Source organism: Cellulomonas persica (assembly GCF_007989825.1).
GTDB lineage: Bacteria > Actinomycetota > Actinomycetes > Actinomycetales > Cellulomonadaceae > Cellulomonas > Cellulomonas persica.
In genome coordinates this window covers 46,778-59,913 of record NZ_BJUA01000009.1, presented here as the reverse complement: position 1 = coordinate 59,913, position 13,136 = coordinate 46,778, and the positions used below count along the sequence as shown (strand labels likewise).

The 13,136-nt window shown below is 72.6% G+C and carries 12 protein-coding genes and 1 pseudogene; 8 read left to right on the top strand and 5 right to left on the bottom strand.

The features are described 5' to 3' along the window. Positions 1-40: 40 nt before the first annotated feature. Together CPE01_RS10295 and CPE01_RS17025 are read left to right on the top strand one after the other, a co-directional pair. Entirely contained in the window at positions 41-520 is a 480-nt protein-coding gene (locus CPE01_RS10295; RefSeq protein ID WP_146806563.1) for a GNAT family N-acetyltransferase, read from the top strand. A 341-nt stretch (positions 521-861) separates the two neighbouring features. After that, a pseudogene (locus tag CPE01_RS17025) lies at positions 862-2,362 on the top strand (non-reducing end alpha-L-arabinofuranosidase family hydrolase). Positions 2,363-2,435: 73 nt separating this feature from the next. Here CPE01_RS17025 and CPE01_RS10285 read toward each other — a convergent pair. Next, complete coding sequence (locus CPE01_RS10285; RefSeq protein WP_146806562.1) at positions 2,436-3,104, bottom strand: pyridoxine/pyridoxamine 5'-phosphate oxidase; 669 nt, start codon at positions 3,102-3,104, stop codon at positions 2,436-2,438. Positions 3,105-3,358: 254 nt separating this feature from the next. Here CPE01_RS10285 and CPE01_RS10280 point away from each other — a divergent pair, with 254 nt between their 5' ends. Both CPE01_RS10280 and CPE01_RS10275 read left to right on the top strand, forming a co-directional pair. Further along, complete coding sequence (locus tag CPE01_RS10280) at positions 3,359-4,558, top strand: RICIN domain-containing protein (RefSeq protein WP_146806561.1); 1,200 nt, start codon at positions 3,359-3,361, stop codon at positions 4,556-4,558. A 104-nt stretch (positions 4,559-4,662) separates the two neighbouring features. After that, a complete protein-coding gene (locus CPE01_RS10275; protein WP_246783863.1) occupies positions 4,663-5,727 on the top strand; it encodes a DMT family transporter in 1,065 nt (354 codons plus the stop codon). Between the two features lie 94 nt (positions 5,728-5,821). Here the strand turns inward: CPE01_RS10275 and CPE01_RS10270 are convergent, their stop codons facing one another. Beyond that, positions 5,822-6,763 (bottom strand): helix-turn-helix domain-containing protein, encoded by a 942-nt coding sequence (locus tag CPE01_RS10270; RefSeq protein WP_146806560.1) that lies wholly within the window; start codon positions 6,761-6,763, stop codon positions 5,822-5,824. Positions 6,764-6,874: 111 nt separating this feature from the next. On the opposite strand from CPE01_RS10270, the gene CPE01_RS10265 reads away from it, so the two are divergent. After that, positions 6,875-7,525 (top strand): class I SAM-dependent methyltransferase, encoded by a 651-nt coding sequence (locus CPE01_RS10265; protein ID WP_146806559.1) that lies wholly within the window; start codon positions 6,875-6,877, stop codon positions 7,523-7,525. A 52-nt stretch (positions 7,526-7,577) separates the two neighbouring features. Here the strand turns inward: CPE01_RS10265 and CPE01_RS10260 are convergent, their stop codons facing one another. Beyond that, positions 7,578-8,555 carry a helix-turn-helix transcriptional regulator gene (locus tag CPE01_RS10260; RefSeq protein WP_146806558.1) on the bottom strand — a complete coding sequence of 326 codons (978 nt, stop codon included), beginning with the start codon at positions 8,553-8,555 and terminating at the stop codon, positions 7,578-7,580. 63 nt (positions 8,556-8,618) lie between these two features. Here CPE01_RS10260 and CPE01_RS10255 point away from each other — a divergent pair, with 63 nt between their 5' ends. Continuing rightward, positions 8,619-9,752, top strand: coding sequence for an epoxide hydrolase family protein (locus tag CPE01_RS10255; RefSeq protein ID WP_146806557.1), 1,134 nt, complete (start codon positions 8,619-8,621; stop codon positions 9,750-9,752). A gap of 214 nt (positions 9,753-9,966) precedes the next feature. Here the strand turns inward: CPE01_RS10255 and CPE01_RS10250 are convergent, their stop codons facing one another. Then, a complete protein-coding gene (locus tag CPE01_RS10250) occupies positions 9,967-10,551 on the bottom strand; it encodes an isochorismatase family protein (RefSeq protein ID WP_146806556.1) in 585 nt (194 codons plus the stop codon). Positions 10,552-10,661: 110 nt separating this feature from the next. On the opposite strand from CPE01_RS10250, the gene CPE01_RS10245 reads away from it, so the two are divergent. Then, the gene (locus CPE01_RS10245; RefSeq protein ID WP_146806555.1) at positions 10,662-11,138 is read left to right on the top strand and encodes a MarR family winged helix-turn-helix transcriptional regulator; all 477 of its coding nucleotides are present in this window, start codon (positions 10,662-10,664) and stop codon (positions 11,136-11,138) included. Between the two features lie 4 nt (positions 11,139-11,142). Here the strand turns inward: CPE01_RS10245 and CPE01_RS10240 are convergent, their stop codons facing one another. Then, the gene (locus CPE01_RS10240) at positions 11,143-11,484 is read right to left on the bottom strand and encodes a hypothetical protein (protein ID WP_146806554.1); all 342 of its coding nucleotides are present in this window, start codon (positions 11,482-11,484) and stop codon (positions 11,143-11,145) included. A 176-nt stretch (positions 11,485-11,660) separates the two neighbouring features. Here CPE01_RS10240 and CPE01_RS10235 point away from each other — a divergent pair, with 176 nt between their 5' ends. Further along, positions 11,661-13,031: a cellulose binding domain-containing protein gene (locus CPE01_RS10235; protein ID WP_146806553.1), complete on the top strand. Its 1,371-nt coding sequence runs from the start codon at positions 11,661-11,663 to the stop codon at positions 13,029-13,031. Positions 13,032-13,136 lie beyond the last annotated feature (105 nt).

Sequence of the window (13,136 nt, the reverse complement as noted above, 5' to 3'; positions counted from 1 at the left end):
CGTCTCCCGGGGGCGGGGGCTGCGGTCCACCCTGTCCGCCATGACCAGCGACACCAGCACGCCACCGCCCGTGACGGTCCGGCGCGTCACGGCCGACGACCACGACGGCTGGGCCGCGCTGTTCGCCGGGTACCGGGAGTTCTACCAGCTGCCCGACGACCCCGCCGCGGTCGCCACCACCTGGAGCTGGGTGGTCGGCGAGCAGCACGGGATGACGGGTCTGGTCGCGGAAGCCCGCGACGGCTCGTTGGTGGGGCTCGCCCACGTCCGGACGTTCGCGCGCCCGTCTATCGGGAGTGTCGGGCTGTTCCTCGACGACCTGTTCACCGACCCGGCGGCCCGGCGCTCGGGTGTCGGCGCGGCGCTGCTGCGCGCGGTGTCCGACCTCGCCGCGCAGCGCGGCGCGAGTGTCGTCCGCTGGATCACCGCGGCCGACAACGTCACCGCTCGCGCGCTGTACGACGAGCTGGGCGCCCAGACGCCGTGGGTCACGTACGACATGGTGCCTCAGCGGTACTGAGCCGCCGCGGCATCGTCGGCCGCTGGGAGCGCGCGGGTCCGCAGGCCGCAGGCGGTCGGGGCAGGTGACCGTCCCTGCCCGAGGTCCTGAGGGGCACCGCCGGAGCGCGCGCCAATCGTTTCGCACGGGGTCGGGACGCGTCGCCCGCGTGCCACAGTGGCCGGATCGTCGTGGTAGCGCTCACATGGCTGCCATCGTCACCGGGAGACGGTCATGGGCGACAACGATGTCGACAGTGCTCTCGAGCGGAGCCTCCGCTCGGCCCACCCGCGACGGCACCTGCCCTCACCTCGCTCTGCACCCTGGCGGCGGTTCATTCCACTCGCGAGCGGACAAGGGAGATGGTCAAGGTGACACGAGGAACCCCAGGAAGCCCGTCGCGACGCAGGACCGCGATGCTCCTCGCGCTGGGCGTCGCCGCGGCCGGTGCGGTCGCCGTGATCGCAGCACCGTCGGCGACCGCAGCGAGCATCGACACCTCGGCGTCGTACGTGCTGGTCAACCGCACCAGCGGCAAGGTGCTCGACGTGTACGCCAAGTCCACCGCCGACGGTGCCCGCATCACGCAGTGGTCGCGCAACGACGGCGCCAACCAGCAGTGGCAGTTCGTCGACTCCGGCGGCGGGTACTACCGGCTCAAGTCGCGGCTGTCGGGCAAGGTCCTCGACATCAGCGGGCGGTCCACCGCCGACGGCGCCGCAGTCATCCAGTGGACCGACAACAACTCGCCGAACCAGCAGTTCAGCGTCCAGGACGTCGACGGTTACATCCAGCTGATCGCCCGCCACAGCGGCAAGGCCGTCGAGATCCAGGGGGCGTCCACCGCCGACGGCGCGAACGTCGTCCAGTACACCGACTGGAACGGCAGCAACCAGCAGTGGCAGATGGTCCGCGTCGGCAGCGGGCCGACCTCCAACCCGACCCAGACGCCGCCGCCGACGGGCAGCTGCTCGCTGCCGTCGAGCTACCGGTGGACCTCGTCGGGACCCCTCGCGCAGCCCAGGTCGGGCTGGACGTCGCTGAAGGACTTCACGAACGTCGTCCACAACGGCAAGCACCTCGTGTACGCGTCGAAGGTCGAGAACGGCAGCTACGGCTCGATGGCGTTCAGCCCGTTCACCAACTGGTCGGACATGGCTTCCGCGAGCCAGAACGCGCTCCCGTCGGGCACGGTCGCTCCCACGCTGTTCTACTTCGCGCCCAAGAACATCTGGGTGCTGGCCTACCAGTGGGGGCAGTGGCCGTTCATCTACCGGAGACCCGACGAACGTGAACTCGTGGTCGTCGCCGCAGCCGCTGTTCACGGGCAGCATCTCCGGATCCGGGACCGGTCCGATCGACCAGACGCTCATCGGTGACGGGCAGAACATGTACCTGTTCTTCGCCGGCGACAACGGGAAGATCTACCGGGCGAGCATGCCCATCGGGAACTTCCCGGGCAGCTTCGGCTCGAGCTACACGACGATCATGAGCGACACCACGGCCAACCTGTTCGAGGGCGTGGAGGTCTACAAGGTCGCGGGTCAGGACCAGTACCTGATGATCGTCGAGGCGATGGGGTCGCAGGGCCGCTACTTCCGCTCGTTCACGTCCTCCCGGCTCGACGGCACGTGGACGCCGCAGGCGGCCACCGAGTCCAACCCGTTCGCGGGTAAGGCCAACAGCGGCGCGACGTGGACCAACGACATCAGCCACGGCGATCTGGTCCGGTCCAACCCCGACCAGACCAAGACGATCGACCCGTGCAACCTGCAGCTGCTGTACCAGGGCCGTGACCCGAACGTGAACGCGGACTACAACAACCTGCCCTACCGCCCGGGCCTGCTCACGCTCCAGCGGTGACAGCCAGGGGAGGGTGGGTCGACCCGATCGGCCCACCCTCCTCCGGCACGACGACGAGGGTCCGGGCCAGCACTCAGGGTTGGCGGCGGTGGACCGTCCACGCGTGTGCGGTGCCGAGGTCGCCGTCGGCCACGCGCGTGAAGACGAGCCGGTCGTGGAGCCGGTCGCGCCGGCCCGCCCAGAGCTCGACCTCGTCGCACACGATGCGCCAGCCGCCCCAGTCGTCGGGGACCGGGACGTCGGTGGCCGACCCGGTGTCCGGGTAGAGCGCGGCGTACCGCTCGTAGGCGGCGACGAGCGTCGCCCGGTCCGCGACCGGCTGCGACTGGTCCGACGCCCACGCGCTGATCCGCGACCCCCAGGGTCGGGTCGCGAAGTAGGCGGCGATCTCGTCGCGACCGATGGGGACCGCGTGCCCGCGGAACCGGACCGCGCGGAACATCGCCGGCCAGGTGAGCGAGGCGGCGACCGAACCGGTCGCGACGATCTCCCGGCTCTTGGCGGACCCGAGGCCGGTGACGAACCCCGGCCCGCGCTCGTCGAGGAACCGCATGAGCACGGTGCGCACGTTCGCGTGCCCCTCGGCGTCCACCGTCGCGACCGACAGGGCGGTGGGTTCGACGACGTCACCGTGCTCCGCCTGCCGTGCCTGCGCGTCGGCCACCCATGCCCGTACCTGGTGCAGAGGTGTCGGAGCCAGGCCGTCCTCGCTCAGCCCCTCACCGGAGTACTCGCTGCGCACCCTGCCACCCTTCGCTCGCGGGCCCCTGCCGGACCACGGCGAGCGTACGTCGCGCCCGGACCGGTCTGGTGAGCCCACCCCTAACCGATTGGACCGATCGCGGACGCGACGACCCGATGCGACAGTGAGCGGGGCCGGTCGTGTGATCGTTCACATCCCGGCCGCACGGCGCCCACCGGGCAGGACGTGCTCGCGCCACCGCGACGCTGCGGCGGGCGGAAGGACGCCGCGCACCCATCTCCAGGAGGCAGGTCATGCACGGAATCGGTCGACGGCTGCTGCTCACCGTCACGCTCTGCGTCGCGCTGGTGGCAGGCGCGGTCGCCACCTCGGTGCCCGCGACCGCCGAGAGCAACGGGGGCACGCGCGTGATGCCCCTCGGCGACTCGATCACCGAGGGCTACCCGTCAGGCGGCGGCTACCGCGTCGGGCTCTGGCAGCGCCTGGCGCAGGGCGGCTACACCACGGACTTCGTCGGGTCGGCCTTCAACGGGCCGGCCAGCCTCGGGGACCACGACCACGAGGGGCACGGGGGATGGCGGATCGACCAGATCGACGCCAACGTCGTCAGCTGGGTGCGCACCTACCAGCCGCGGACCGTGCTGCTGCACATCGGCACCAACGACATCAGCCAGAACCGCGACCTGGCCAACGCGCCGAACCGGCTCGCCGGGGTCATCGACAAGATCACCAGCACGTCCCCGCAGACCGACGTCTTCGTCGCGACCCTCATCCCGATCTCGTGGGGTGACGCGCAGGTGCGGGCCTACAACTCCGCGATCCCCGGGATCGTGTCGAGCCGCGCCAACGCCGGCAAGCGCGTGCACCTCGTCGACATGTACCGGGCACTGAACACCGGTGACCTCAGCGACGGCGTGCACCCCAACCAGAACGGCTACGACAAGATGGCGGCCGCCTGGTACGCCGCGCTGCGCGCCGTGCCGGGGAGCATCGGCAACCCGTCCGGCGGCACCGACCCGACCCCGACGCCCACGCCGACCCCCGACCCGGGCAACGGCACCGTGGACACCTCGGCCTGGTACACGCTCGTCAACCGCAACAGCGGCAAGGCCATCGACGTGTACAACTACGCGACCAACGACGGCGCCCGGATCACGCAGTGGTCGCGGCACGGTGGCACCAACCAGCAGTGGCAGTTCGTCAGCTCCGGCAACGGGTACTACCGGCTGAAGTCACGGCTGTCCGGCAAGGTCCTGGACGTCAGCGGGAACTCCACCGCCGACGGCGCGGCGATCCAGCAGTACGGCGACCACGGCGGCAACAACCAGCAGTTCAGCATCCAGACGATCGACAGCTACATCCAGCTGATCGCGCGCCACAGCGGCAAGGCGGTCGAGGTGCAGGGGGCGTCCACCGCCGACGGCGGCAACATCGTCCAGTACGCCGACTGGAACGGCACCAACCAGCAGTGGCAGCTCGTCAAGGTGGGCTGACCCCGGCGCGCACGGCGTGACCGACGACGGCCTCGTCCTCGGGAGGGCGGGGCCGTCGCGGCTCGCGCAGCGCAGGGTGCGGGGCCGTGGGGGACGATGGGTGGGTGATCGAGCCGAGGCGAGGGCTGCGCAACACGGGCGTGCAGGCGGCGCTGTGGGCCGCGGTCCTGTTCGGGGCGAGCGCGCCGGTGGCGAAGCTGCTGCTGGGCGAGGTGAGCCCGTGGCTGCTGGCCGGCCTGCTCTACGTCGGCGCCGGCGTCGGGATGGGGGTGTGGCGCCGGGTGCGCCGCGCCCCACGGGTCCACCTCCCGCGGCGGGACGTCCCGTGGCTCGTCGGCGCGGTGGGGGCCGGAGGTGTGGCGGGGCCGGTGCTGCTGATGGTCGGGCTGTCGTCGATGCCGGCCTCGGGCGCGTCCTTGCTGCTGAACGCCGAGGGCGTGCTGACGGCGGTGGTCGCGTGGGTGGTGTTCCGGGAGCCGGCGGATCGCCGGGTGGTGCTGGGGATGCTGGCGATCGTGGCCGGCGCGGTCGTGATCGCGGTGCCGACGGGGCACGCCGAGGTCACCAGCCTGTGGCCGGCCGCGGCGATCGTCGGGGCGTGCGCGTGCTGGGCCCTGGACAACAACCTGACCCGGAAGGTCTCGCTCACGGACGCGACGTGGCTCGCGATGGTCAAGGGCGCGGTCGCAGGTCCGACGAACCTCGTCGTCGCGCTCGTGCTCGGCGCACAGCTGCCGGGGCTCGCCGCCTCGGCCGCGGCGCTGGGTCTGGGCTTCGTCTCGTACGGGTTGAGCCTCGTGCTGTTCATCGTCGGTCTGCGGCACGTCGGGACGGCGCGCGCCGGCGCGTACTTCTCGGTCGCGCCGTTCTTCGGCGCGGTGCTCGCGGTCGCCCTCGGTGACCCGGTCACGTGGCAGCTGCTGGTGGCCGGCGGGCTGATGGCCGTGGGCACGTGGCTGCACCTGAGTGAGAAGCACGCGCACGAGCACCACCACGAGGCCGTGACGCACGAGCACTGGCACACGCACGACGACGGGCACCACGACCACGAGCACGCGCCGGGCGAGCTCGTGGCGCCCGGGGTGCGGCATCGCCACGTGCACACGCATGAGGCGCGGACGCACACCCACGAGCACTACCCCGACGCGCACCACCGCCACGACCACTGAGGCCGGACGCCCACGACGTGGGCGAGCACGGCCTGGACCTGGTCGCGTGCCCGGGCGGAACCGCCCGGTCCCCGCGCCGGCGGCAACGGTCTGATCAGGTGTCTCGGCTCGCGCGCCGCCACGCGGCGGGGGACATCCCGTGCGACCGGCGGAACACGCGCGCGAAGTACGCGGGGTCCGGGTACCCGACGCGCGTCCCGACGAGCCCGACGAGCAGGTCGCCGCCCTCGAGCAGCCGGCGGGCCTCGGCCATGCGGTACTCGACGAGCCACTGCTGCACGGTCCGGCCCGTGCGCTGCCGGACGGCCGTCGTGACGTGCCCCGGGCTGAGACCGAGCTCGGCCGCGACGTCCCCGAGGGACAGGGGTTCGGCGAACCGCCGGGCGAGCACCTCGAACGCGGCGGCGAGCAGCGGGTCGTCCCACCCCTCGTGCGCGTCGTCGACGAGGCGCGCGACGTCGACGAGCAGGAGCGTCAGATGGGCGACCGCCGCTTCCGGGGACCCCACCGCGTCGCCCCGCGCCACCTCCGCCTCGAGGTCCGCGAGCCGCTGGGACCAGCGGCTCCGGTCGGCCTCCGGGACGCGCAGTCGACGCACCGTCCTCGTGCCCGGCCCGACGAACGGCAGGAGGAGCGGGTGCCGACGCCACGAGCGCAGCGCACCGGGGCTGCGTCCCTCGACCGCGTCGGGCGGGAAGAACACGGCCCGGACGACGCCGTCGAACGGCCGCGGTCCCACGGGTCCGACGACCTGTCCGGGCGGCACGACGAGCACGTCGCCGGCCGTCACGTCGTACTCCACGTCGCCCGCGCGCAGACGGCTGCCGCCCTGCTCGACGTACGCGAGGACGAGGAAGTCGTGCGCGTGGCGGTGCTCGACGGCCGACCGTGGCGCTCCCGAGCCGGGGCCGCCGAACCACATCAGGCTGACCGGCGGCCGGCCCGGCTGCCCGACCCACGCGTAGACGGGGACACCGTCCGGCCGGTGGCGGCGCAGGCGCATGGACGCCGCGTCGAGGAGCGCGTCGTCGTCCATCGGAACATCGTCCTACTCCTGCCTGTCCGCGGTCCTGGTCGACGACGGACGACCCGTCCACGCTGGAGGAAGCCACCCCCGCCGGGGCGGACCGCCGAAGGGAGAACCTCCATGTCGACCCGAAGCACGGCCACGGAAGGCGAGCGCGAGCACCTGCCACCGATGGGCAAGGCGTGGCTCCTGCCGCTCTACGACCCCTTCTCCCGGCTCGTCGGGGCGGAGCGCCTGCACCGTCGGCTGCTCGGCGAGGCGAGCCTGCAGCCGGGTGACCGGGTGCTCGAGATCGGCTGCGGGACCGGCAACCTGCTGCTGCTCGCCCAACGGCTCGTCCCGGGGGTCGACACCACCGGCCTCGACCCGGACGCCGCGGCGCTCGCCCGCGCGGCACGCAAGGCCCGCCGCCGCGGGGTCGACGTGCGGCTCGACCACGGGTTCGCCGATGCGCTGCCCTACCCCGACCAGAGCGTCGACGTCGTGCTGTCCTCGCTGATGCTCCACCACCTGCCCGACGAGGCGAAGATCCCGGCGTTCCGCGAGGCACGGCGCGTGCTGCGTCCCGGCGGGCGGCTCCACGTCCTCGACTTCCTCGGCGAGAACCACACGCACGGGCTCGGCGTTCGTCGGACCCGACGCGACTCGCAGCCCGACGCGGACCTCGACGCGATCCCCGCGCTCGTGCGCACCGCCGGGCTCGAGGTCGCGAGCGTGACGCCCGTGCGGACCCGGCTCGGTTCGTTCGTGCTCGTCGCCGCCCGCACGTGACGTCGCCGACGCGCGTCGAACTCCCGCGGGAGGTCGACGCGCGTCGCGGGCGTCAGGCTCGCTCCGCCACCGCGGACCGAGTGCCGTTCGACGCACGCCGGAACCTCGTGGCGAGGCGTGCGAAGGCCTCCGCGAGCGCGTCGCCCTCGATCACCTCGACGTCCGCGTCGAGCTGCGCCAGCCACAGCGCCAGCCGGTCGGGGTCGTCCGCGCCCAGCTCGAGGCGGCACGTGGACTCGTCGACAACCGTGACGTCGAGAGGGATCGGGAACGTCGCGGCGACCACGGCGGCGGGGGCGTGCACGAGCACACGCGCGCGGTACGCCCAGGCCTCCGTGCTGACGCGTCGCACGACGAGCGCGACGGCGTCGTCGTCCGGGATGGGGCGCGGTCGGAACCGCGCGCTCGTCGGTGTGTGCAGGGCCATGCGGTCGACGCGGAAGACCCGCCAGTCGTCCCGGTCGAGGTCCCACGCGAGCAGGTACCACAGGGCGCCCCAGCGCACGAGGCGGTGCGGCTCCGCGTGACGGGACGCCTGCCGTCCGCCGCGCGTCGTGTACCCGAAGCGGAGCCGTTCGTGGCGCCGGATCGCGCCCGCGACCTCGCCGAGCACCATGAGGTCCAGCGGTGGCTCCGGCGCCGGGACCGCGCTCGTCGCCTCGCGCACCCCCTGCACACGCCGGCGCAACCTCGTCGGCAGCACCTGCTCGAGCTTCGCGAGCGCGGCGAGCGACGTCTCCTCGACTCCGAGCCCCCGCGTCGCGACCAGACCCAACCCGATCGCGACCGCGACGGCCTCGTCGTCGTCGAGGAGCAGAGGCGGCATCGCCGTCCCGGCCGCCAGCCGGTAGCCGCCGGCGACGCCGGGACGGGCGTCCACCGGATAGCCGAGCGACCGCAGCTTCCCGACGTCGGCTCGCACCGTCCTCGGGCTGACCCCCAGCCGGTCCGCCAGCTGCGGGCCCGTCCAGTCGCGTGGGAGCTGGAGCAGCGACAGCAGTCGGAGCAGGCGGGCGGAGGTCTCCAGCATGGGTCGCATCCTGCCGCTGATCGCGGAAGGAACCCTGCCGCAACGCCTGCGAGCGTCGTCCCCATGGACACCACCACGACCCCCTTCCGCATCGACATCCCGCAGGCCGACCTCGACGACCTGCACGACCGGCTCGCCGGCACCCGGTGGCCGCACCCCGTGCCGGGCCGCTCCGACCGCCGCGACTTCAGCCGCGGCATCCCCCAGCCGTACCTGCGCGAGCTCGCCGAGCACTGGCGAGACGGGTTCGACTGGCGCGCCCAGGAGGCACGGCTCAACGCGCTCGATCAGGTGACGACCGTCGTCGACGGGCAGACTGTCCACGCCGTCCACGTCAGGTCCGCCAACCCGCAGGCCATGCCGCTGGTGCTGTGCCACGGCTGGCCCGGTTCGTTCGTCGAGTACCAGGCCCTCGTCCCGCTGCTCGCCGACGACTTCCACGTCGTCATCCCGTCCCCGCCCGGGTTCGGGTTCTCCACGCCGCTGTCGGGGACCGGCTGGGAGCCGGCGCGGACCGCCGAGGCCTATGCCGAGGTCATGACGCGCCTCGGCTACGCGAGGTTCTCGGTCCACGGGTCCGACATCGGGTCGGGGATCGCCGGCCTGCTCGCCGCGCGCCACCCGGACCGCGTGATCGCCACGCACGTCGCGTGCGAGCAGCGGATCCTGGCGATGGTCGGCGACAAGTTCCCGTTCCCCGACGGCCTGTCCGACGACGAGGTCGCGCAGATCGACCACGTCCGCGCGACCGTCGCCGCCGACCGCGGCTACCTCGAGATGCACAACCACCGTCCCGACACGATCGGCCCGGCGCTCACCGACTCCCCCGTCGCGCTCCTCGCCTGGGTCGTCGAGAAGTTCAAGGCCCACGGCGACGCCCGCACGCCCGACGAGACCGTCGACCGCGACCAGCTCCTGACGGGCGTCAGCCTGTACTGGTTCACCCGCGCCGGTGCGTCGAGCGCGCAGCTCTACTACGAGGGCGAGCACTCGGGGATCGACTACTTCGCGTTCAGCCCGACCGTGCCCGCGGGCTGGGCGGTGTTCGACACTCACCCGCTCGCACGACGCGCGCTGGACCCGTGGCGGGCGATCGGCCACTGGAGTGAGTTCGCCGAGGGCGGCCACTTCCCCGCGATGGACGCGACGGACCTGCTCGCCGACGACATCCGGACGTTCCTCCGCGGCCGCTCCTGACCCCGCACCCGGGCCGGCCGACGCCGCCCTCCGACGCGGCCGGCCCGGGCGCTGACGCTGAACGCTGGGGCAATGGTCCCTTTGGTCCGCACCGTCGCCGGGGGTGGGCCCCCGCGCACATCCCGGCGAGAGGAGCCCACGTCGTCAGCCTGTCCGCGCCCACGCGCGTGACTCGACGCGTGTGCGTCACGACGGTGGTCTCGTTCGGCGGCGATCAGGCGGCTCGAGGTCGGGCGAGAAGGTCCGCGAGCACCGCCGCCGACTCCAGGCGCGCGATCCTCGGCAGGATCACGTCGAGGGCGTTCGCGTGCGCCGACGCGACGAGGTCGGTGACCGCGTCGTGAGCGACGACGACCTCGTAGCCGAGCTCGCGGGCCGTCCGTGCGGTCGACTCCACGCCGATGCTCGTCGCTATCCCGGCGATGACCACCGCGCGCACGCCCCGACGCCGCAGGCGCGAGTCGAGCTCGGTGCCGGTGAAGGCATCCCAGCCGCGCTTGACGACGTGCAGATCGGCCGACGAGGCCGGGACCCGCGGGTCGAGCTCGGAGAAGTCGGCAGCCTGCGCCACGGCTGGACCTGGCGAGTCGGTACGCCCGTGCAGCAGGTCGCCGCCGTCGGGCGCGAGCTCGACGCGAACCCGGACGACCAGTCGCCCGGCTCGCCGTGCTGCGTCGGCGAGCTGGGCGGCTCGCGCGACGACGACCGCCGGGTCGTGGACGGTGGGGAGAGCCGTGATGCCCTTCTGCAGGTCGACCAGGACGAGGGCGGTGGTGGGATCGAGCACGTCGACGGGCATGGGGACTCCTCACTGGGGCGAAGAAAGACAGCAAGACTGTCTATGGCGGGCAGGCAGGATGTCTAGCCAAACTGCGCAGTCCGGCTGTACGTCTGACGTACGATGCGTGCATGGACGACGCACTCCTGGCCGCCGAGCTGCGACTCCAGCTCGGCCGACTCGTCAGGCGAGGCCGCGCCGAGGACCCCCGGCCCCACGCGCTGACCGCAGTCCTCGGGCTGCTCGCACGCGAAGGTGCGCTCACGACGAGCGAGCTCGCCGGCGCACAGCGCGTCCGCCCGCAGTCCATGGCGCGCACGGTCCGCACGCTCGAGGACGAGGGGCTCGTCGTCCGCTCGACGGACCCCACGGACGCCCGCAAGTCACCACTCGTGCTCACCGAGCGGGGCCGCTCGGCGCTCGAGCGCGAACGCCGGCGCCGGACCGACTGGCTCACCCTCGCACTCGCCCAAGCCCTCGATCCCGGGGAGAGGGAGACGATCGCCGCCGCTGTCCCCTTGCTCGCCCGCATCGTCGCCTGGGACGAGCTCCGCTCAGACGAGCACGCTTCCGACGAGCACGGCTCGCACCCGCCGCACCGGCCCTGACACCTCAGCCGTGCCAGGCGTAGTACGTCGCCTGGCTGACGGCGTGCTCCGCGTTGCGCTCGTCCACCCAGGGGTACGCCGTCCGCACATGCGTCTCCGCCGACTCGGCATCCGCCCGGGACCAGCTGCCGCCCACCTCTTCCCAGCGTCGCAGGACCCAGCTCTCGATCCCGCTGCGGACGTCCGTGATCTCCTGGACGAGCGCGGTCCGCTCCTGTCCGTCCAGCTCCGGCAGCCTCTCCGCGGCGAGTTCCGCGACGTCGCGCCGCCAGTTCGCACCGAACTCGAGCGCGGCGTCGAGGAGCATGTTGCGCGCGTCCCTGGACCGCTGCGGCAAGAGCGACATCCCCGCAGCGTCCCACGCCACGTCGGCTGGGCGACGGGCATCGCTGCCGTCCGCCCGCGCCTGAGCGCGTCCACATAACCGATTCGGACCCGCATGCGGTGAGGACCACCGCCTCCGCCCTCCGGCGTGCAGGTGAACACTCGGTCCGTCTCGTCGTCCATCGGGAAGGCACGGTCATGTCGACGCAAGGAAGCGCACGCCGTTGGGGTCGCGTGCTCGCGCTGGTGCTGGCGGGAACCGCGCTCGTCGCGGTCCAGTCGCAGGCCCAGGCGGCGCCCCCGGGCGGCGAGACCGAGCCGGTGACGGGCAACGCGACCTGGTTCGACAACCTCGGCTCGCCGTACGGCGGCTGCGGGCTGCCGCAGGACCAGCTCGAGACGCAGAACTGGATCGCGCTGAACGTCTACGACACTCCCGGCGACTACGCGATGTACCCGCGGCCGATGGCGGCGAACGACCCGAAGGTCGGCATGTTCGACAACGGCCGCAACTGCGGCCGGTGGGTGCGGGTGACCATCGACGACTACTGCACGGGACTCAACGACGGCGCCGCCGGGCAGACGTTCTGCCGCAACGGCTCGTGGGTCGAGGACAAGTACAACGGCGCGACGCTCGACATGCTCGTCGCGGACTCGTGCGGCGACCCCAACGCGTGGTGCCGCGACGACCCGTACCACCTGGATCTGGCACACGCGTCGATCAATACGTTCGTCAAGAACGGCGCACCGGTCGGCGACCTCGAGCCCGCGCACTGGGGCAACCGGCACGTGACGTGGGAGTTCATCGAGGCGCCGCACTACTCCGGCGACATCGAGATCGGGTTCATCCAGGGCTCGGAGAAGTGGTGGGCGGGCGTCTCGATCAACCACCTGCCCAACGGCATCCACGGCGTCGAGAACTTCACCGGGGGCGCGTGGGCGCCCGCCACGATGAACGTCGACATGGGGCAGTCGTTCCTGCTCAAGCCGACGACGACGGGCGGCACGGACTACCGGATCCGGGTCAAGGACGTCGACGACGAGTACCTCTTCGGAGGTCGCGAGTACGCCTTCTCCCTGCCGTCGAGCTGTGGCGGCAAGTGCTCGGCGCCGCGCACGGTCGTCTCGTACACGACGACGGGCGGCACCGACCCGACCCAGGAACCGACCGAGGAGCCGACCGACGACCCGACGGACGACCCCACCGACGACCCCACCGACGACCCGACGGACGAGCCGACCGACGACCCCACCGACGAGCCGACGGACGAGCCCACGAACGACGCGTCCGGCTGCACCGCGACGTTCAGAGCGATCAGCACCTGGCCCGGCGGCTACCAGGGTGAGATCACCGTGACAGCCGGTTCCTCGGCGATCACGTCGTGGCAGGTCACCGCGTCCGGCACGTCGGTGAGCTCGCTCTGGAACGGCGTGGCGACGAGCTCCGGTTCGACGCTGACCGTCCGCAACGCGCCGTACAACGGCGCCGTGTCGTCCGGCGGGTCGACCACCTTCGGGTTCATCGGCAACGGTGCGCCCGGCACGCCGACCCTGACCTGCGCGGCCTGACGCCGAGCCCGCCCTGTCCGGTCCGGCCAGCCCGACGACGCCGCCCCGTGAGCACCGTTGCTCGCGGGGCGGCGTCGCGAGAACCTGGAGCCCCGTCGACCGGAG